This window comes from Myroides sp. 1354, from assembly GCF_030324495.1.
In the GTDB taxonomy this organism is placed as follows: domain Bacteria; phylum Bacteroidota; class Bacteroidia; order Flavobacteriales; family Flavobacteriaceae; genus Flavobacterium.
In genome coordinates, this window is the sequence record NZ_JACAGN010000007.1 from 179,418 (window position 1) to 198,597 (window position 19,180).

The 19,180-nt window shown below is 34.3% G+C and carries 17 protein-coding genes and 2 tRNA genes; 7 read left to right on the forward strand and 12 right to left on the reverse strand.

Going from position 1 to position 19,180, the window contains the following annotated elements; all coding sequences use genetic code 11:
- Positions 1-7: 7 nt before the first annotated feature.
- The 4 genes from HX004_RS09625 (at position 8) to HX004_RS09640 (ending at position 3,495) form a co-directional block, all read left to right on the forward strand.
- Positions 8-754: an MlaE family ABC transporter permease gene (locus HX004_RS09625; protein WP_286442283.1), complete on the forward strand. Its 747-nt coding sequence runs from the start codon at positions 8-10 to the stop codon at positions 752-754.
- Positions 755-758: 4 nt separating this feature from the next.
- Complete coding sequence (locus tag HX004_RS09630; protein ID WP_286442284.1) at positions 759-1,535, forward strand: ABC transporter ATP-binding protein; 777 nt, start codon at positions 759-761, stop codon at positions 1,533-1,535.
- Between the two features lie 411 nt (positions 1,536-1,946).
- Complete coding sequence (locus HX004_RS09635; RefSeq protein ID WP_286442285.1) at positions 1,947-2,819, forward strand: pirin family protein; 873 nt, start codon at positions 1,947-1,949, stop codon at positions 2,817-2,819.
- Between the two features lie 91 nt (positions 2,820-2,910).
- A complete protein-coding gene (locus tag HX004_RS09640) occupies positions 2,911-3,495 on the forward strand; it encodes a hypothetical protein (RefSeq protein WP_286442286.1) in 585 nt (194 codons plus the stop codon).
- A 295-nt stretch (positions 3,496-3,790) separates the two neighbouring features.
- Here HX004_RS09640 and HX004_RS09645 read toward each other — a convergent pair whose 3' ends face one another.
- The 8 genes from HX004_RS09645 to HX004_RS09680 all read right to left on the reverse strand — a co-directional run bounded on the left by HX004_RS09645 (position 3,791) and on the right by HX004_RS09680 (position 13,247).
- Positions 3,791-5,821, reverse strand: a complete 2,031-nt coding sequence (locus tag HX004_RS09645; protein WP_286442287.1) for a M3 family metallopeptidase — start codon at positions 5,819-5,821, stop codon at positions 3,791-3,793.
- Positions 5,822-5,958: 137 nt separating this feature from the next.
- Positions 5,959-9,054 carry a preprotein translocase subunit SecA gene (secA, locus tag HX004_RS09650; protein WP_286442288.1) on the reverse strand — a complete coding sequence of 1,032 codons (3,096 nt, stop codon included), beginning with the start codon at positions 9,052-9,054 and terminating at the stop codon, positions 5,959-5,961.
- A gap of 75 nt (positions 9,055-9,129) precedes the next feature.
- A complete protein-coding gene (locus tag HX004_RS09655) occupies positions 9,130-9,351 on the reverse strand; it encodes a DUF2795 domain-containing protein (protein ID WP_002986941.1) in 222 nt (73 codons plus the stop codon).
- 131 nt (positions 9,352-9,482) lie between these two features.
- Positions 9,483-10,058, reverse strand: a complete 576-nt coding sequence (locus tag HX004_RS09660; protein WP_286442289.1) for a cob(I)yrinic acid a,c-diamide adenosyltransferase — start codon at positions 10,056-10,058, stop codon at positions 9,483-9,485.
- Between the two features lie 73 nt (positions 10,059-10,131).
- On the reverse strand, positions 10,132-10,824 hold the full coding sequence (locus tag HX004_RS09665; protein WP_286442290.1) for an ABC transporter ATP-binding protein: 693 nt from the start codon (positions 10,822-10,824) through the stop codon (positions 10,132-10,134).
- 42 nt (positions 10,825-10,866) lie between these two features.
- On the reverse strand, positions 10,867-11,406 hold the full coding sequence (locus HX004_RS09670) for a hypothetical protein (RefSeq protein ID WP_286442291.1): 540 nt from the start codon (positions 11,404-11,406) through the stop codon (positions 10,867-10,869).
- A gap of 234 nt (positions 11,407-11,640) precedes the next feature.
- On the reverse strand, positions 11,641-11,991 hold the full coding sequence (locus tag HX004_RS09675) for a hypothetical protein (protein ID WP_286442292.1): 351 nt from the start codon (positions 11,989-11,991) through the stop codon (positions 11,641-11,643).
- A 911-nt stretch (positions 11,992-12,902) separates the two neighbouring features.
- A complete protein-coding gene (locus HX004_RS09680) occupies positions 12,903-13,247 on the reverse strand; it encodes a hypothetical protein (protein WP_286442293.1) in 345 nt (114 codons plus the stop codon).
- Between the two features lie 796 nt (positions 13,248-14,043).
- Between HX004_RS09680 and HX004_RS09685 the strand changes: the two genes are divergently transcribed.
- Positions 14,044-15,063 carry a hypothetical protein gene (locus HX004_RS09685; protein ID WP_286442294.1) on the forward strand — a complete coding sequence of 340 codons (1,020 nt, stop codon included), beginning with the start codon at positions 14,044-14,046 and terminating at the stop codon, positions 15,061-15,063.
- 236 nt (positions 15,064-15,299) lie between these two features.
- Here HX004_RS09685 and HX004_RS09690 read toward each other — a convergent pair.
- The 3 genes from HX004_RS09690 to HX004_RS09700 all read right to left on the reverse strand — a co-directional run bounded on the left by HX004_RS09690 (position 15,300) and on the right by HX004_RS09700 (position 16,606).
- Positions 15,300-15,373, reverse strand: a tRNA-Arg gene (locus HX004_RS09690).
- Between the two features lie 9 nt (positions 15,374-15,382).
- Positions 15,383-15,456, reverse strand: a tRNA-Arg gene (locus HX004_RS09695).
- Positions 15,457-15,724: 268 nt separating this feature from the next.
- Positions 15,725-16,606: a hypothetical protein gene (locus tag HX004_RS09700; RefSeq protein WP_286442295.1), complete on the reverse strand. Its 882-nt coding sequence runs from the start codon at positions 16,604-16,606 to the stop codon at positions 15,725-15,727.
- 267 nt (positions 16,607-16,873) lie between these two features.
- On the opposite strand from HX004_RS09700, the gene HX004_RS09705 reads away from it, so the two are divergent.
- Positions 16,874-17,740, forward strand: a complete 867-nt coding sequence (locus HX004_RS09705) for a hypothetical protein (protein WP_286442296.1) — start codon at positions 16,874-16,876, stop codon at positions 17,738-17,740.
- Between the two features lie 362 nt (positions 17,741-18,102).
- Complete coding sequence (locus HX004_RS09710; RefSeq protein ID WP_286442297.1) at positions 18,103-18,678, forward strand: hypothetical protein; 576 nt, start codon at positions 18,103-18,105, stop codon at positions 18,676-18,678.
- A 13-nt stretch (positions 18,679-18,691) separates the two neighbouring features.
- Here the strand turns inward: HX004_RS09710 and HX004_RS09715 are convergent, their stop codons facing one another.
- On the reverse strand, positions 18,692-19,060 hold the full coding sequence (locus HX004_RS09715; protein WP_286442298.1) for a hypothetical protein: 369 nt from the start codon (positions 19,058-19,060) through the stop codon (positions 18,692-18,694).
- Between the last annotated feature and the right edge of the window lie 120 nt (positions 19,061-19,180).

Genomic DNA, 19,180 nt, shown 5'->3' on the forward strand with positions numbered 1-19,180 from the left:
ATTTTTTATGATAAAAACTGGATTAACAAATATTGGTCAATACTTTATTATGCTAAAGGAAATCTTTAGTAAAATGACTAAATGGAAAGTAATGAAGGAGCTAATATTCAAAGAAATAGACGATTTAATCATCGGTTCTTTGGGGATTGTTTGCTTCTTATCTTTTTTCGTTGGAGGTGTTGTTGCGATTCAAACAGCCTTAAACTTAACCAATCCTTTAATTCCTAAATATCTTATTGGATTTGCAACGAGACAATCCGTTGTATTAGAATTTGCCCCTACTTTTATCTCCATTATTATGGCGGGAAAAATGGGATCTTTTATCACATCGAGTATTGGAACCATGCGCGTTACAGAACAAATTGACGCTTTAGAAGTGATGGGAGTTAGTTCACTCAACTACCTTGTATTTCCAAAAATGGTCGCGGTTCTTTTATATCCTTTTGTTATTGGTATCAGTATGTTCTTGGGTATTTTAGGCGGATGGTTTGGTGGTGTAATGGGAAACTTCGTAACTTCTGAACAATTTATTGTTGGTTTACAAGATACCTTCATTCCCTTTCACATTACATATGCCTTTATCAAAACGACCTTATTTGGTTTCTTATTAGCAACAATTCCTTCTTACTTTGGTTACTACATGAAAGGTGGTGCATTAGAAGTGGGTAAAGCGAGTACAACAGCCTTCGTATGGACGAGTGTGGCTATTATCCTTACAAACTATATACTAACCTCTCTCCTTTTAAGTAATTAACAAGATGATTAAAGTAACAAACATAGAAAAGTCTTTTAATGGCACTAAGGTTTTGAAGGGAATTACCACCACATTTGAAACTGGAAAAACCAATTTAATCATAGGACAAAGTGGTTCAGGAAAAACTGTTTTCTTGAAAACACTTTTGGGTATTCACGCCCATGATAATGGTCAAATCCTTTTTGATGGACGAGATTATGCGGATATGAATAAACATCAACGCAGAGATTTACGCACGGAAATTGGAATGGTATTTCAAGGAAGTGCTCTTTTTGATTCCATGACTGTGGAAGAAAACATCGCCTTTCCTATGCGTATGTTTACCAACAAAAGCGATAAAGAAATCATGCATCGCGTGAATGAGGTAATTGATCGCGTAAAATTAATCAATGCCAATAAAAAGAAACCTTCAGAAATATCGGGAGGAATGCAAAAAAGGGTAGCAATTGCTCGTGCCATTGTAAATAACCCGAAATATTTATTCTGTGATGAGCCCAACTCTGGACTAGATCCTAAAACGGCTATCGTCATTGATAACCTGATTCAAGAGATTACACACGAATACGACATTACAACGGTAATCAATACACATGATATGAACTCTGTATTAGAAATTGGAGAACACATCGTATTCTTAAAGAATGGTGTATTAGCTTGGTCGGGAAACAACAAGGAAATTATCCAAACAGACAATGAAGATGTTGTGGATTTCGTTTATTCTTCTGAACTCTTTCAGATGGTTCGAGATGCCATGAGACACATTGGTTCTACTAAAAAATAAAAAAAGCCGAAGCAAATGCTTCGGCTTTTTTTATAGTAAGGGGTTTTGTTGTTTGGTGTTTGGTGTTGGGTGCTTGTTGTTGGGTGTTGGGTGAGATAGATGGTGAAATCGAAACGCAGTGCAAATCGTAACGTAGTGAAGATTCATCGAACACCAAACACCAATATAAACTTGGTGAGATAGATGGTGAGATTTGTTTAAAGAAAATACCTTCTTATTTTAGAAAAATCTACCGATACCTCATAACAGATCACTGATAACTTTTTGTTTGGTGAGATTTGTTTAAAGAAAATACCTTCTTATTTTAGAAAAATCTACCGATACCTCATAACCGTTCACTGATAACTTCTTGTTTTAGATTAAGTATATTCCATATCCAAAGGAGTAACTTTGAGTATAAATAAAAAGGATATGAAAACAAAAAATATTGAACAAATCGTATCACCAAGACCTGCGCATTTTGTAGGAGATGGTTTTAGAGTACACAATTTTATTCCAGGTGTACCGGGCATGAGCATGCAGCGCATGGATCCCTTTATTATGTTTGACTACAACTCCAAATACCACTTCGGACCGAGTGAAATTCCAAGAGGGGTTGGTGTTCATCCCCACAAAGGTTTTGAAACGGTTACAATCGCATACAAAGGACGTGTAGAGCACGGGGATAGTAGCGGTGGTGGTGGAATCATAGGTGAAGGAGATGTACAATGGATGACAGCAGCATCAGGTGTATTGCACAAAGAGTTTCACGAAACAGAATGGAGTAAAACAGGAGGAGCATTCCAAATGGTTCAATTATGGGTAAATCTACCTGCTGAAGCTAAAAAAGGTAAACCCCAATATCAAGCCATTGAAAATGCACAAATGCCCCATTATACGCTAGCAGATGGTCTCGGATTTATTGAAGTAATTGCAGGTGAATATCAAGGTGTTCAAGGTCCTGCTACAACCTTCACTCCAATTCATATGTCTAACTTAAAAGCTCAAACTGGCGCACAAGTTACCTACGAATTTCCTACAACCTATACTACATTGTTATTGGTTATAGAAGGCAGTATCAAAGTAAACGGAACTGACGTACAAACAGATCACGTAGCGGTAATGGCTCATGATGGAGAGCAATTTACCGTAGAAGTAAACGAAGATGCTGTTGTTTTAGTTCTTGCGGGTCTTCCAATCAAAGAACCCATTGCCCATTATGGTCCCTTTGTGATGAATACACAAGAAGAATTGCTACAAGCTTTCGACGATTTTAATACAGGTAAATTCGGAACTTGGAATTAATGATAACGAAAAGGTGTTGCTGAGCAACACCTTTTTTTATGTGTTTTATTTTCTCAGTTTGTGAATTCTTTTACTTTTGCAAATAAAAACTATGCGTAAAAGAATGGCAATAATGGGGTTGCTTTTGGGGTTGTCTATCGGATGTAATTCCAAAAATTCTGACACAGAAGAACAACCTACTTCAGTAAATACTACCGTTGAAAATAAAGAAACAACGAAAACTGAACCTCAAACTCCTGAGCAAGAAGAATTAAAACTCGTAGGTACTAATACGGAGTTATATGCTGCATCAGAAGAAAAGTTGCTGAATATGTTGAATGAAATGGATCAAAAGCGCTTGCAAAAAGCCATTCAAATTGTATCCAATCATGTAGCCGAAACGGTGGATATTTACACTGCAGAAGATGATATTGATTTTGAGAAATGGAATGCCATTTACTTCAAAAAGATAGATGGATTAACATTTACAGGGATTATTCAATTAGCAGAGAAACTATTGATGGAAACAAAAAAAAATACACAGGCAAGTTTACAAGCAGATCTAGCTGACTTAAAAGCTAATCCTGTAGACGACCAAGAAGAATCTTTGTCATATTTGCAAGAAGAACTAAAGAAAGCAAAGAATTTACCTACTACTATTGATACTTATGTATATAATGAGGAATGCTTTCTCTAAAAACCAAAATGATTTAACTATTTTTTTATAGTTTTAAATCAATAATAAAAAACTCCTATTTCAAATAGATGATTTTTTCTTTTTTTATTTGTTAATAAATTAGTTTTTACTTATATTTGAATTATAGATTTAACCGAAAAAGGTAATTCCCTCGTTAAATCTTCCTTCTCTCTTATGAATAAGAGATATACAAGTTAAAATAAATCCCTTGAGGAGAAAAGATAAGTTGAAAAAAGAAAGTGATGTTGTTAAGTGTAAAAAAGAGTTCCAAATAATTTTGGAACTCTTTTTCATTTTATGTCAATAACCCCGCTCTTCTAAGCAAAGCTTCTGGCGTTGGTTCTTGTCCTCTAAATTTTTTATACAACGTCATTGGATGATCCGTTCCTCCTTGTGATAACACATGCTCTTTAAATGCTGTAGCTACTTCTTTATTGAAGATTCCCTTTTCTTTAAAATAAGCAAAAGCATCTGCATCCAATACTTCCGCCCATTTATAGCTGTAATATCCCGAAGAATAACCTCCTTGAAAAATATGAGAGAAAGACGTACTCATCGCATTTTCTGCCACATCTGGATATTGTTGCGTCGCTTTGAATTGTTCCAATTCGAAAGCTTTTAGATTTGTGATTTTTGTAGGATCTTGTCCATGCCACCCCATATCCAACAACCCAAAACTCAATTGTCGAACTGTTGCCATTCCCTCCAAGAAAGAAGCACTTTCTTTTATCTTTTCTACGAATTCCATTGGAATCACTTCACCGGTTTGATAATGTTTTGCAAACAAAGCTAGGGTTTCTTTTTCATAACACCAGTTTTCTAAAATCTGACTTGGCAATTCAACAAAATCCCAATATACATTCGTTCCCGATAAAGACGGATAGGTAGTATTTGCCAACATTCCATGTAGAGCATGACCAAATTCGTGAAACAACGTTGTTACTTCGTTAAACGTTAATAAAGACGGTTTGGTTGCTGTGGGCTTGGTAAAATTACACACAATGGAAATATGAGGTCTTTCATTCACTCCATTTAAGCTATACTGATTTTTAAATGACGTCATCCAAGCCCCATTGCGTTTGCCTTTACGCGGAAAGAAATCGGTATAAAATACAGCGATAAACTCCCCTGTTTCATTCGTTACCTCAAAGGTGCGAACTTCTGCGTGGTATTTCTCGATATCAAAAACTTCAGTAAAGATTAATCCATATAATTTATTCGCCACTTGAAAAGCACCATCCAATACATGCTCCAATTGAAAATACGGTTTTAGGATTTCATCGTCTAAATTAAAGCGCTCTTGTTTTAATTTTTCTGCATAATAGCTGCCATCCCATTTCTCTAAATGATCCAGACCATCTAATTGTTTAGCAAAAGCAGTTAGCTCAGCAAATTCTTCATCTGCCGCTGGTTTTGCTTTCAACAATAAGTCTTGTAAAAAGGCATTTACTTTAGCAGGAGATTGAGCCATGCGTTCTTCTAATACAAAATCAGCATGCGTAGCATAGCCCAAAATATTGGCGCGTTCATGTCTTAATTTAGCGATGTTTAAAACATTTGCTTCGTTATTATACTCGTTTGCTTTAAACGCTTTTGTTCCAGCTGCAATAGCCAATTCTTTGCGCAAAGCCCTATTCTCAGCATAGGTCATAAACGGAATATAACTCGGGTAGTCTAAGGTAAAAATCCACCCTTCCTTGTTTTCTTGTTGTGCCAAAGCATGAGCCTCTTCAATTGCCCCTTCTGGCAATCCTTTTAAATCCTCTTCTTTTGTAATATGCAACTGATAATTATGCGTCTCTGCTAATACATTCTCACCAAACTTTAAAGCAGTCGTTGCCAATTCTGCATCGATTGCTCTTACTTTATTCTTTTGTTCTTCTGAAAGTAAAGCACCATTGCGCACAAAGTTTTTATAATTCTTTGTCAATAACGTCTGTTGCTCTGTTGTCAAATTCAACTGATTCAATTGCTCATAAACCGCCTTTACGCGTAAGAACAATTGTTCATTCAACAAAATATCATTGCTCAATTCGGATAACAAAGGCGCTACTTCTTGTGCAATTTGTTGCATCTCATCGTTGGTTTCTGCGGAATTCAAATTGAAAAAGATACTCGCTAAAACATCCAGGTCCATTCCAGCAAAAGCCAAAGCTTCGATGGTATTTTCAAAAGTTGGCGATGCTGGATTAGCCGTAATAGCCTCGATATCCGCTTTAGACTGTGCAATTGCACGATCAAAAGCAGGTTTATAATCCGAGATTTTTATTTGAGAAAATGGTGCTGTACCATGTTTGGTCGTAAATGGTTTGCTAAAAATAGCCATACTAATCTAATTATTATTTGTTCTATAAAATTACAAATTTAGTAAGGGAATGAAAAATAAGAATCCAAGTCTTAACATCCTCTTACCATAAAAAAAGGGCTCTTAAAGAGCCCTTTTTTGTATCTGTCAAGCTGAAATTAGGCTTGTACTTCTTCTTGTGTTGGCTGAACTGGTAAGTCCGCTTTCGTTAAGAATGAAGTTATTTCCGCATCCATTTCAGCAATTGTTTTCTTAAACAATTCAAATGCTTCAAACTTATAAATCAACAAAGGATCTTTTTGTTCGTGAACCGCTAATTGAACCGATTGTTTCAATTCGTCCATTTTTCTAAGGTGTTTCTTCCATGCCTCATCTAAAATCGACAATACAACGTTTTTCTCGAAATCATCAATCAAACTCATACCTTGTGTGCTATATGCCGTTTCTAGGTTTGTTACAACATTCATTGTTTTCATTCCATCTGTAAATGGTACTACAATACGTTCGAAGTTGTTATCTTGATTTTCGTATACGTTTTTGATTACCTTGAATGCTTCAGCAGCACTGCGTTGTCCTTTTTCACGGTAAGCAGTAAATGCCTTTTCATACAATCTATTTGCTAACGTAACTACGTCGTCTTTATTGAATTGATCTTCTGTCACCACATCGTTAATACCGAAATTGCGGATCATATCCATATCTAGATTTTTGAAGTCATTCGCCATTTTGTTGTTCTCGCTAATACGCTCACATAAATCGTACATCATATTAGCAATATCCACTTTTAGACGATCTCCAAACAACGCGTGTTTTCTACGTTTGTAAATCACCTCACGTTGTGCATTCATTACGTCATCATATTCTAATAAACGCTTACGAATACCGAAGTTGTTCTCTTCTACTTTTTTCTGTGCTCTTTCGATTGATTTAGTCATCATCGAATGTTGGATCACTTCTCCTTCTTCTAATCCCATTCTATCCATAATCTTCGCTACACGCTCTGATCCGAATAAACGCATTAAGTTATCCTCTAAAGACACATAGAATTGAGAACTTCCTGGATCTCCTTGACGTCCTGCACGACCTCTTAACTGACGGTCAACACGTCTTGAATCGTGACGCTCTGTACCAATAATTGCTAAACCTCCTTTGTCTTTTACCTCTTGAGAAAGTTTAATATCCGTACCACGACCTGCCATATTCGTTGCAATGGTTACAACACCTGGTTTTCCTGCTTCTTCAACGATTTGAGCCTCTTGCTTGTGTAATTTCGCATTCAATACGTTGTGTTGGATACCGCGCATTTTTAACGATCTGCTCAATAACTCAGAAATCTCAACTGAAGTTGTACCGATTAACACCGGACGACCTTCTTGTGATAATTCTACTACATCGTCAATCACCGCTTTGTATTTTTCACGTACTGAACGGTAGATTTTATCTTCTTTATCTTTACGAGCAATTCCTCTGTTTGTTGGAATTTCAACTACGTCTAATTTGTAGATTTGCAAGAACTCTCCTGCTTCTGTGATAGCCGTACCTGTCATACCTCCCAACTTCTTGTACATACGGAAGTAGTTCTGTAAGGTAATCGTTGCAAACGTCTGTGTTGCCGCTTCGATTTTCACGTTTTCTTTTGCCTCAATCGCTTGGTGTAATCCGTCTGAATAACGACGTCCATCCATAATACGACCTGTTTGCTCATCAACGATTAAGATTTTGTTGTCAATTACAACGTATTCTGTATCTTTTTCAAATACAGTATACGCTTTTAACAACTGATTTAACGTGTGAATACGCTCGCTTTTTACACCAAAATCTTGGAATAAACGCTCCTTCGCTACAGCTTCTTCTTCTCTTGATAAGTTTTGACTTTCAATACGTGCCACTTCTGTTCCAATATCTGGTAAAACGAAGAAGTTCTCATCTGTATCTTGTGATAGGAATTTGATTCCATTATCAGTCAATTGCACTTGATTGTTTTTCTCTTCAATCACGAAGTACAACGCTTCATCCACTTTATGCATTTCTCTGTTGTTGTCTTGCATATAGTGATTTTCCGTTTTTTGAAGCAATTGTTTCACCCCTTCTTCACTCAAGAATTTAATTAGGGCTTTATTTTTTGGTAAGCTTCGGTACGCTCTTAACAATAAGAATCCACCTTCTTTTGTATTTCCTTCGCGGATTAATTTTCTCGCATCAGCCAAGAAGTTGTTCGCCAATTTGCGTTGAATTTCAACTAAGTTAGCCACTTTTGGTTTTAACTCGTTGAATTCGTGACGATCTCCTTGAGGAACAGGTCCAGAAATAATCAATGGTGTTCTTGCATCATCTACTAATACTGAATCGACCTCATCGACAATAGCGTAGTTGTGTACACGTTGCACCAATTCTTCTGGTGTATGTGCCATATTATCTCTCAAGTAATCGAAACCAAACTCGTTATTTGTTCCGTATGTGATATCTGCAGCATAAGCTGCTCTTCTTCCTGGAGAGTTAGGTTGGTGATTATCGATACAATCTACTGTCATTCCGTGGAACTCAAACAAAGGAGCTTTCCACTGACTATCCCTTTTTGCAAGGTAGTCATTCACCGTAACTAAGTGTACCCCATTTCCTGTTAAGGCATTTAAGTACAAAGGTAAAGTTGCTACTAATGTTTTCCCTTCCCCTGTTTGCATCTCTGCAATTTTTCCTTGGTGTAATACGATACCTCCGATTAACTGAACGTCGTAGTGAATCATATCCCAAGTAACTTCCTTACCGGCAGCAGACCACTTATTAGCCCAACTTGCTTTTCCGTCAGCAACTGTTACATACGGTTTATTTTGTGAGAATTCCATATCTTTTTCTGAAGCTGTAACCACAACCGTTTCATTTTCTTTAAAACGCTTGGCAGTTTCTTTCACTACAGCAAAAGCTTCTGGTAAGATGTCCATCAATACTTTTTCAGTATTGTCATAAGCTTCTTTCTCTAAACTATCAATACTAGCGTAGATAGCTTCTCTTTTATCGATATCTTGAGTCTTCTCGATTTCTTCTTTGTACGAAGCAATCTTCGCATCTTGACCGGCTCTAGATTGTTGAATTTTCTCTTTAAAATAGATAGTCTTCGCTCTTAATTCGTCATTTGACAAACCAGATAAAGACGATTCATACGTTTTAATTTTTTCAATTAGAGGTTTTATTTCTTTGATATCTCGTTCTGATTTATCGCCGACAAAAACCTTTAATATGGTATTTATAAGACTCATAGGTTTATATATTTTTACTCTTTTTTACTTGCTAAAATAAACAAAAAAAAGCCTTGAAGAAGGCTTTTTTCTATATTAGTACTCATCCTCGTTCCAAAGATAATCTTCGTCCGTAGGATAGTCTGGCCAAATTTCTTCCATAGATTCATAGATTTCTCCTTCATCTTCGATGGATTGTAAGTTTTCTACTACTTCAAGGGGCGCACCTGTTCTAATAGCGTAATCTATCAACTCATCTTTAGTAGCAGGCCATGGAGCATCACTTAAATAAGATGCCAATTCTAATGTCCAATACATCTCTTAACCTTTTTTAAATTTTATTGCAAAAATAAATTTTATTATGAAATAAGCAAGCTTTTTTCATAGTATTTCACTAACATTAAAGAACGTCTTGCTTAATCACAACAAAAAACAGCAGATTTCCATGGTTATTTCAACTTTTCAGGTATCCATTTAATCTCTTCCGCTTGTAAATCAAAAGTCAACTTTCGTGCCAACACAAATAGATAGTCAGAAAGTCGGTTCAAGTACATCAAAACTGTTGCATCAACCCCCTCTTCTAGGTCTAATTGTACTGACAAGCGCTCGGATCGACGACAAACACAACGTGCAATATGACAGAATGACACCGTTGTATGTCCGCCAGGAAGAATAAAATGTGTCATAGGCGCTAAAGGCTCCTCCATGCGATCAATCTCTTCCTCTAAAAAGAGGATTGTCTCTGCTGTTATTTTTGGAATATTCAGGCGTTCTTTTCCATTTTTCAGTATAGCCTTGGCTGGATCTGTTGCTAAAATAGCCCCTAACGTAAAAAGGTGATGCTGAATAGCGAGTAAAGCCTGTTTTTCAAGTTGGGGAATATCCTGATCGCGAATCAAACCAATATAAGAATTTAATTCATCCACCGTGCCATAGGCCTCTATTCGCATATGGTTTTTCGGCACACGTGTACCACCGAATAAAGCAGTACTCCCTTGATCTCCCGTTTTAGTATATATTTTCATTGTTCCCTTTGTAATAATATGTTTTCACTGAAGCAAAATACAATACTTTAGGCACAATTCCATTCTTTGTTTTCTATTTTATTCGCTGGTCACTTTCGATAACTCCATCGCGCAAGCGAATAATGCGATGAGCATGTTCGGCAATATCTTCTTCGTGTGTCACGAGAATAACGGTATTGCCTTTGCGGTGAATCTCATCAAACAACCCCATAATCTCAATCGAAGTTTTGGTATCTAAATTCCCTGTGGGCTCATCAGCCAAAATAATCGAAGGATTATTAACTAAGGCACGAGCGACTGCCACACGTTGTCGTTGTCCTCCTGACAATTGATTGGGATGGTGATCCATGCGATCCCCTAAGCCCACCATATGCAATACATCAGACGCACGTTGATTGCGATCTTCTTTGGATCGTCCAGCGTAAATCATCGGCAAGGCTACATTGTCTAAAGCCGTAGTACGCGGCATTAAATTGAAGGTTTGAAAGACGAAACCGATGTCTTTGTTGCGAATTTCTGCCAATTGATCATCGTCCAATCGACTGACATCTTTGCCATTTAAGCTATAATAGCCTGAAGTAGGCGTATCCAAACAACCTAATATATTCATCAACGTAGACTTACCTGATCCAGAAGGTCCCATCAAAGCGACGTAATCCCCTTTTTCAATTTGCAAATCCACCCCTTTTAAAACCTTGACCGTTTCGGATCCCATTTTAAAATCGCGTTTAATCGCCTTGATATCAATAATTAATTCTTTAGACATAATCTTCGTATTTTCATATAAGTGTGTCGAAGTGCCCTTTTGTTACACGCGCAGCAAGCGAAAAACGCGATCCGGTTGCAGACGCAGTTTAAAATGCTGCTTCAATTGTTCTTTTCGCTTAAAAGCCACTCCAAAATAATAGAAATCTAAAGTTACAATCATTTCCTCTGATGCCACGACTTCTTGCCAATATTTTTCAATAGATGCATCTTTTCCTCTACGATCAATCATCCAAAAAGAATCATTGTGCATCGTTTGCGCAACTTCTTCTATAGCAGGCCACGTTTTTGCATCTGCTCCTTGAAAGAGAATCGCATCATAGCCTTTATTTATATTCCCTTGATAGGGTACTGTGGAAATTGATGTTTTAATATCTTTGGGAATACTACCAGCTAAAGTAGCGAGTTGCTGGGGTTCAAAATACACCAAAAGGCGATTGAAAAATTGTTCTTTCCTAGACTGTCCTTTCCAACGTGCATCAACAGGATAAAGTCCACGCGTCAAGAGATTAAACACAAAAGGCGAATGGGTGCCGTGTTCGTTATAAGCGGAAAACCAAAATTGAAGGTAGTCGAGGATCATGTATTTCGTTCTTATTTACAAAAACAAAAATACGAGAATTAAGGGGTTATACAGAAAGGCCACTTAACTTTTATAATCTAAAGTCGAATATGTCTATTTTCTATCTTTCTCTTTGAATCATGTACTTTTTACTATTACCAAGCTTTACTATTAAAACTACCTAGTTCCCCCTAAATAAAAAATACCAGAGTAGTTAAACTCTGATATTTTTTAATATTTGTAGTGATAATATGTCTAATTATCTGAAGAGATAGCTGGTATTAGTCCAGTGCAATTTGATATATTTGAAACACTATATGCATGTAATGACAAATATCCGTTACCATTCTGATCAATATCTGTCGGATATAATTGAGACAACTCCAGAGATCTTTGGTAAGCCCCTGCTTCTGTATACATACCATATTCTGTATAACTTGTAGTATAACTTGTCGGATTGTGATTTACCCATTTCGTTCTATCAACATCAAATCTATAACAAGTTTTTATTAGATGAATAATTTGGTCATCTTTAATAATTTCACCTGAATTAGCAAACGTTCCTAATGACAGCGTCAATGCTAATCCTAACAATAATTTCTTCATACTCTATAATTTTAAAATTGGTTATCCTAAATATAAATATCGTTAATTTAACAAAAAAATAAACAATCAATAATTAACATAATGTACAGTTTTTATACACCTATTCTAAAAAACATAAATACACAAAAACAACGATAGAAGTATGAATGACATTACTCGATTATGTAACAATAAAAAAAGCTGAGGAGAATGCTTGTTGAAGTAAAAGACAAATCCTTTCCTTTTAAATTGACTAAACTTTTTGTTTAGAAATCCGATAAGTGGAACCTGATTTAGGAAATGCGACCTCTCTCACTGAGTTACTATCTTAGTGTTCGATCAATCTTCAGTACGTTTTGATTTCTCCTAGGTCAAGGCGGCATAGGAGTCGAAAACTTGGTTATACTAAGATATTTTTACTGTTCTCAACTTTTATATCTGATCCGAGAAGGCTCCTTGAAGTATTTCAATAAAAACCAACTTGTCTAAAACATCAGTATCACCTAGAAACTTTGAAAGAAAATAAAGTAGATACTTTGCTTATCTAAAAAGAAATGAACAAGTAAGAGATTTAATGGTACCGCCTAAGGGATAGGTGTTTGCAATAACAACAAGACTTGTGGTATTATGCTTTCAAAAGAAGTCGTAAATGTCTGTGCTAGTTTTATCTATTACACTAACTTAAAAATGTGTTGGAAGTTTGTTGTGTCGAATCCAAACTATCGCAAATCAGGCATAAAAAGCCCTAGTTTCGCTTATCCATACACTCGGAAATATTTCTAAATCAAAAGATTTTAAAGCCGCTTATATTAACCTTAAAAACACTTCATGAATTAATCAATTTTCGAATTATCAATACATTAAAGGATCTCTATATCCTACAGAAAGGATTAGAATATAACAGGCTGTCTAAAAAGACAGCCTGTTTTTTATTAATTAAAATTAAAACATTTAGTTATTGATACTTCTTGAGGTTGGCTAACTGGTAAACTCCATCCTGTTCCAGTGGTCCAATTTAGTATTGGAGAATAATTAAAACTATCTTTAAAATCTTCTGATTCAACTATAGCTTCATCAAATGTGCCATAAAAATTCATTTCATGGTATGTTTTAGAACTCGCAACTGCTTGGAAATTGGAATAGTAAATGGCATCAAATCGCAACAGATAACATTTTTTAGTAGTTTGCTCTAGTCTCTCATCTTTAACAATTTCACCTGAATTAGCAAACGTTCCTAATGACAGCGTCAATGCTAATCCTAACAATAATTTTTTCATACTATATAATTTTAAAATTGGTTATCCTAAATATAGATATCGTTAATTTAACAAAAAAATAAACAATCAATAATTAACATAATGTACAGTTTTTATACACCTATTCTTTTAGAATAGTAAAAAAACAACGATAGAAGTATGAATGACATTACTCGATTATGTAACAATAAAAAAAAGCTGAGGAGAATGTTTGTAGAAGTAAAAGACAAATCCTTTCCTTTTAAATTGACTAAACTTTTTGTTTAGAAATCCGATAATCGAAACCTGATTTAGGAAATGCGACCTATCTCACCGAGTTACTATTTTATTTTAGTGTTCGATGAATCTTCACTACGCTTTGATTTCTCCTGCGTGAGGACATACAAGCCGAAAACTTGACTGTAATCCGATATTTTTTATGTATCGCTATTTCAGGACGGGACTGACACTATAATAAAAAAAACCACGCAGTGAATAATGAAGTAGGGTTTTGAATATGAGAAGTTGGTGAAGCAGAATGAAATAAATTAACATTTAATTAACAATAATTATATAAATATCTATTGTTTAGCAAAATTGCAAAATTCCTTATATTTAGACGATTTAACAAGCATTATTGGTTAAAAAAGAATAAATAAACCACATATTTACTTAAATATTTTTTCTTTGCTTATTGTAAGTTAATTTTATTTAACTAAATTTATACTACTGTAATATCTTTTTAAAAACTAGTCCGGAATATTTTAGGAGATAGGGTAGTAAGTTTTACTTATAGAAAGTAGAATTAAAAAATAATTACCAATTTTAATTTTAAATTATGAAGAAAATTTTATTTATGTTATTGACTTTGTCATTAACACTTGCTTCTTGTAGTTCGGATTCAGTTAATACTAACGATGGAAATCCAACTTCACAAACAACATTAGAGGTTAATGGCAATTTAAAAGCCCTTAGAAAAAAGGCTTTAGCTGATCTTAACCAAGGAGGTAGAATTTATTATTATGCCGAAAAAGGGGCTGTTTTTTATACAAAAAGTAGATCTAATATTGTAATTCCGCCTCATTCAATTAAAACAAAGCACGGTGAGGATATTAATGGAATTTTAGACATTGATTATATAGAGATTTTTGAGAGAAGCAAGATGGTGTTAGCTAATACGCCAACAATGGCTTTAATTAATCAACAAAAAGAATTGTTGATTACAGGTGGTGAGTTTTATATAGATATTAGATATCAAAGAGAGCAAGTAGAAATAGTGAGCCCTATTAAAGTAAATATTGATACAAGAAACTCAGATGCAGATCCTAGAGGTATGGTTTTATGGAATGGAGATATTGATGAAAATGATAATTTAACTTGGCAACCTGCAGATTCAAATGATTTAACTTTTGAAAATGATGGAGAAACCTTTACTAATGAGAGAGAAAGAGAACCAATGTATGATATATTAATTAAGAATTCTCGCAATTTTGGATGGTGTAATGTTGATAAATTAATTTACTTACCTGGAGAAAAAACAAATGTAAGAGTAACTGTACCATCAAATTTTAATCTATCAAATTCTTCTGTATATTTAGCAGTAGAAGGACAAAATAATGCGCTTTTTCAATTGGATACATTTCATTCAGGATCAAATTCATTTCAATTTTCATCAAATATGGCATCTGTCGGTTTAGATGTTCATCTTATTTTTGTAGCTGAAATGAATGGGAATTATGTTTATAGTATTATATCTACACCTCTTGGAAATAATTCAAGCTATATTGTACCGACTAATAGTTTGATTTATACAACAAATTATCAACAATTAGAAGCAGCAATATTAGCTTTACCTTAAAATGTAAATAAAACATAAAAAGAAAATCCTACTCAGATAAATCTGAGTAGGATTTTCTGTATTCAGGAATAATGAAGAGTTTTTAGTAAATCTTGATTGAAATGATTTTGTAATTTTAACTGACTTCTTTATTTAAATGCGTTTTTGAATAATTAAATCTAGTATAAAATATTCTATGTAATTTGGCTAAATACCATAAAAAAAGGTTACACAAATGTGTAACCTTTTCCTTTTTGTGACGATGACAGGATTCAAACCTGTAACCTTCTGAGCCGTAATCAGATGCGCTATTCAGTTGCGCCACATCGCCTTAATTTCGTGACCACGGCAGGATTCAAACCTGCAACCTTCTGAGCCGTAATCAGATGCGCTATTCAGTTGCGCCACGTGGCCTTGTTGCTTATTGCGAGTGCAAATATAAGACGATATTCTGTAAAACCAAACTAGAACAAAGAAAAAATAGATGTTTTTTTTAAGTTATTGATTAATTGATTAATTGAGAGAGGCTTAGCATAGAAGTTTTTTTCTTATGAATCATAAGTACATAGTATAATCAATACATCTAAAAGTTTCTAGCCCGTTTACTTAGAAGTATTCGTTCTCTACTTTAATCTAGACATAAAAAAAGTTCATCGTGTGATGAACTTTTTCTTACTTTATTTTATTCAATACTTATTTCAATCACATGAACATCAGTACCACCAAGAATTAAAGCAACTTCTGATACCAACATTTGTTCGCCATTATTCGACACGATTCCAACAGGTACACGAGTAATTTCACCAATATTAATGATATGGTGACTATCATTACGTGCTACAGAACCATATGCCCCAGATAAACCAGTAGGATTTTGAGTATTCTCATAAAAAAAATCAGTTTTAAACATAGTCATATACATAAAGTTATTCATTGCTGCAACATTTGAAAGATTCAAAACATCACCACAAGCAACATTTAAAACAGGAGGAAGAGGATAATGATAATTATTCCATTTCACCGTATGTGTTGGAGAACAAAACGGAAAATCAAACCTATTATTTATTTGTTGTAAAACAAATGAATGATTAGAAGAAATACGTACAGGTGCTGCTATTTGTAAATTATCAAACATTGTATTTGTATCAGTCACTACTGCAACTAAAGCTGGAATCTGCAAATCATGTATTGTATTATTGATAATTTCAATAGATCTAGCTATTCCCATTTTCCCAGGCGAAGACACAGAATTCATTTCATAATAGTTAGCAAAAGCCATCCCTACAGCTTCCTCTTTATCTAACGGAGGAACTATATCTAAAGCTTTCAAATAATCATACGCGTATTGATATAGTTTATCTACAAATTCTTCTTTTGTCATAGGATCCTTACCAAGCATAAACATACGATAGTACTCTTCAAAATCTGCTCGAGCCTTTTGTATTTCCTCATTTAATGTAGTGTTTACATTAGAATAATCCATACCTTCTTTTGATTCGGTAACCGAGTCACTACTACAACTAAACAGCATCAAAGACACTATTAATACTAACATTTTTTTCATAAAATATAATTTTAATTGGTTAATTAAACTTAACAATAAAACAAATTATTAAAAAATTAATACAATAAAATTAACAATTAATACAAAAAAACTATATCTTTAGTTAATATCGCTTTATATTTCTACAAAAAACAATTCTCTTTTTTTGAGTACCTTCTCATAGAAACAAATACAGAAAAACTGTACTTTTCCCTAAAATAGAATTTATATTAAATTATACTAAAAAAAATAATTAAATTCATATGATCAACCTTAATCACAAATCTTATGAAAAAAATTCTATTATTCGGGTTAGCATTCTTACTTTTTTCTTGTTCTCAAGATGACAAAGAAATTCAATCCACACCGTTAGAAACACAAACCATCGACCCAAGTATAGGATACAATTCCCCTTATTATGCGGATTCGTCCGGCTATATGGATATGGGAGTTACTCCTAATGGTTATATTAATTACAAATTAATAAATAGTACTAATTTGTTCTTTACGTTTACTCCTTACTTCGGTTATGGTACTTTTGATTTTGATCCTAATATTCCTGAAATTTTATGGCCAAATTCACCTAGCAACTCAAGTAATATAAAAATATTTGACCCATCTAGCATTTACTATTCGCCTAACCTTATCACTAATGGTAAAAAATTCGGAAACTTCATTCCCGCTGAGGCTATCACTTTAAATCCTAACCAGCAACAAACTTTTATTGCATATAACGCAGTCCCTCTTCAATACCCTGGAATGCCAACCATTAACGGATTCAATTTCAATTACACAGGAAGCACAGTAAGAAGTGCTGAAAGAGATATCGTAGGAAAAATGGGAAAGCTCTTTTTTATCAAATTTGATGTAAAAAACAAAACAATTCCTGTTGCTAATTCTACTGTTAAAATGAACTTTCCTCACAACTTACTTCAAAATGGTTTGCCTAACAATTGGGCAAATGTGGGGTACGTTGATTCGTTTTTTGGGGAAAGATTAGTTTATAACAAAAATTCGCGTGAAATATGCATCACAATAGAACCTAATAGTCAATACACAGACACTCATAGATTTACTTATCAAGGACGTAATTACGAAGTGGGTATACTTACAAATTCTACAGATGTAGTGATTTATCTTAAACAAGTTCCTTAAGATTCACTACTAAAAACTGTCTTCTCAATTAACTCCCTGTTTATCTATTTGACAAATTAAGAGGTAATAGGACAAACAAAACAGCTAACTAATCAATTACATATCACATTAGGGGTCATTTCCTAATTATTTGTACTAAAAGTTTATCAGTCCAGACTTTTTTTTGTCTTTCTGATAAACTTTTTCTTTCTAAATTTATCTTAGTAGATTTACTGTTCTTCTTACGCTTAGATTAACAAACAACGTATACTGTGGTTATATCTATGAAACAAAATCTACAGATGACTTCAACTTCAGACTTTGGATGCAAGGACAACTTTTTGAAATAAATAAAAAAAACCTCCACTTCATATTCTCCTCTTATGAAAACAGTCCTAAAATACATTGAACTAAAAACGGGATTTAGTCATAATGGTCCTGCTTGGATTGGTCTTATTTCTCTTTCCAAGAGCGGAAAAACCTTGTATTTTGACGGCAAGGCTTTTCAGAGCTTACAAGGCAATGGCCTATCGGGAAATTACTACGAACTAGAATCAGGAGATGAGTATTGGATTTCAGGAGTTAAAAAAAATCAACACAATCGACATCGCTCGGGTGGCGGTTCTATTTATCTTGAAAATAGAAGTATTGAAGAATACTTAAAATGCATCGACCTCCCCAATTTAGATCTCAACCAATATATTTTAATTGATGTAGAAGAAATACTTCCTTTAGATCGGATTCACCGCATTGAAAACGCAATTGAATGCAAAGACATCAATCAAATAAATTTCAAAAAAATCACCTTACAACCAAGTGCAATGACACTTCAAGAACTGAATTACTTTATCGAATATTATCAAGAGGATTCAATTCGAGGGCGGTTTTTAAATGGACGCAAATACGCAAGAAAACAAATGAATCTCTTACTACTAGAAAAAGAAAGAAGATTGGGTTAATACCTGCTGATTGCTACTGTATTTTCGTGTAATACACATAAACCAACGTCGTGATTAGAAAGATAATCAAATAAAAATATAACGGATTTCCCGTAAACAAGCCAACAATTAAAAACAAGAGCGTAGCAATGGCACCAGCTAATAAGAAGTTAAAGGTCTCTTTGTCAATCAAATCGTCAAATTCATCCTCTTCTTCTTTGAGTTCTCTCTCGAGTTGTTTGGTTTTTTCTTCGAGTTGGGCTCGTTTTTCAGTCCAGGTTTTTTGTAGTGATTTTCTGTGTACTTGAAGTTTTCTACTTGACATAGCTAGGCGAGACTTCCCATAGCGATAGCCTAGGTAGTCCACTAATAAAACAAGTAAAATCAATACAATCTTTATCATACTAAGGCGTCGATATGCAATCATTTAATGCGCAAAAATAACAAACTATCTCCTCACTCCATTAAAAAAATAAAAAAAGAGATAGTACCACAAGGGACTATCTCTTTCTGCTTATATTCG

Bases quoted from the DNA above. Each gene is read 5' to 3' on its own strand.
- HX004_RS09625 (WP_286442283.1), top strand. From the start codon at position 8: ATGATAAAAACTGGATTAACAAATATTGGTCAATACTTTATTATGCTA.
- HX004_RS09630 (WP_286442284.1), top strand. From the start codon at position 759: ATGATTAAAGTAACAAACATAGAAAAGTCTTTTAATGGCACTAAGGTT.
- HX004_RS09635 (WP_286442285.1), top strand. From the start codon at position 1,947: ATGAAAACAAAAAATATTGAACAAATCGTATCACCAAGACCTGCGCAT.
- HX004_RS09640 (WP_286442286.1), top strand. From the start codon at position 2,911: ATGCGTAAAAGAATGGCAATAATGGGGTTGCTTTTGGGGTTGTCTATC.
- HX004_RS09645 (WP_286442287.1), bottom strand. From the start codon at position 5,821: ATGGCTATTTTTAGCAAACCATTTACGACCAAACATGGTACAGCACCA.
- secA (WP_286442288.1), bottom strand. From the start codon at position 9,054: ATGAGTCTTATAAATACCATATTAAAGGTTTTTGTCGGCGATAAATCA.
- HX004_RS09655 (WP_002986941.1), bottom strand. From the start codon at position 9,351: ATGTATTGGACATTAGAATTGGCATCTTATTTAAGTGATGCTCCATGG.
- HX004_RS09660 (WP_286442289.1), bottom strand. From the start codon at position 10,058: ATGAAAATATATACTAAAACGGGAGATCAAGGGAGTACTGCTTTATTC.
- HX004_RS09665 (WP_286442290.1), bottom strand. From the start codon at position 10,824: ATGTCTAAAGAATTAATTATTGATATCAAGGCGATTAAACGCGATTTT.
- HX004_RS09670 (WP_286442291.1), bottom strand. From the start codon at position 11,406: ATGATCCTCGACTACCTTCAATTTTGGTTTTCCGCTTATAACGAACAC.
- HX004_RS09675 (WP_286442292.1), bottom strand. From the start codon at position 11,991: ATGAAGAAATTATTGTTAGGATTAGCATTGACGCTGTCATTAGGAACG.
- HX004_RS09680 (WP_286442293.1), bottom strand. From the start codon at position 13,247: ATGAAAAAATTATTGTTAGGATTAGCATTGACGCTGTCATTAGGAACG.
- HX004_RS09685 (WP_286442294.1), top strand. From the start codon at position 14,044: ATGAAGAAAATTTTATTTATGTTATTGACTTTGTCATTAACACTTGCT.
- HX004_RS09700 (WP_286442295.1), bottom strand. From the start codon at position 16,606: ATGAAAAAAATGTTAGTATTAATAGTGTCTTTGATGCTGTTTAGTTGT.
- HX004_RS09705 (WP_286442296.1), top strand. From the start codon at position 16,874: ATGAAAAAAATTCTATTATTCGGGTTAGCATTCTTACTTTTTTCTTGT.
- HX004_RS09710 (WP_286442297.1), top strand. From the start codon at position 18,103: ATGAAAACAGTCCTAAAATACATTGAACTAAAAACGGGATTTAGTCAT.
- HX004_RS09715 (WP_286442298.1), bottom strand. From the start codon at position 19,060: ATGATAAAGATTGTATTGATTTTACTTGTTTTATTAGTGGACTACCTA.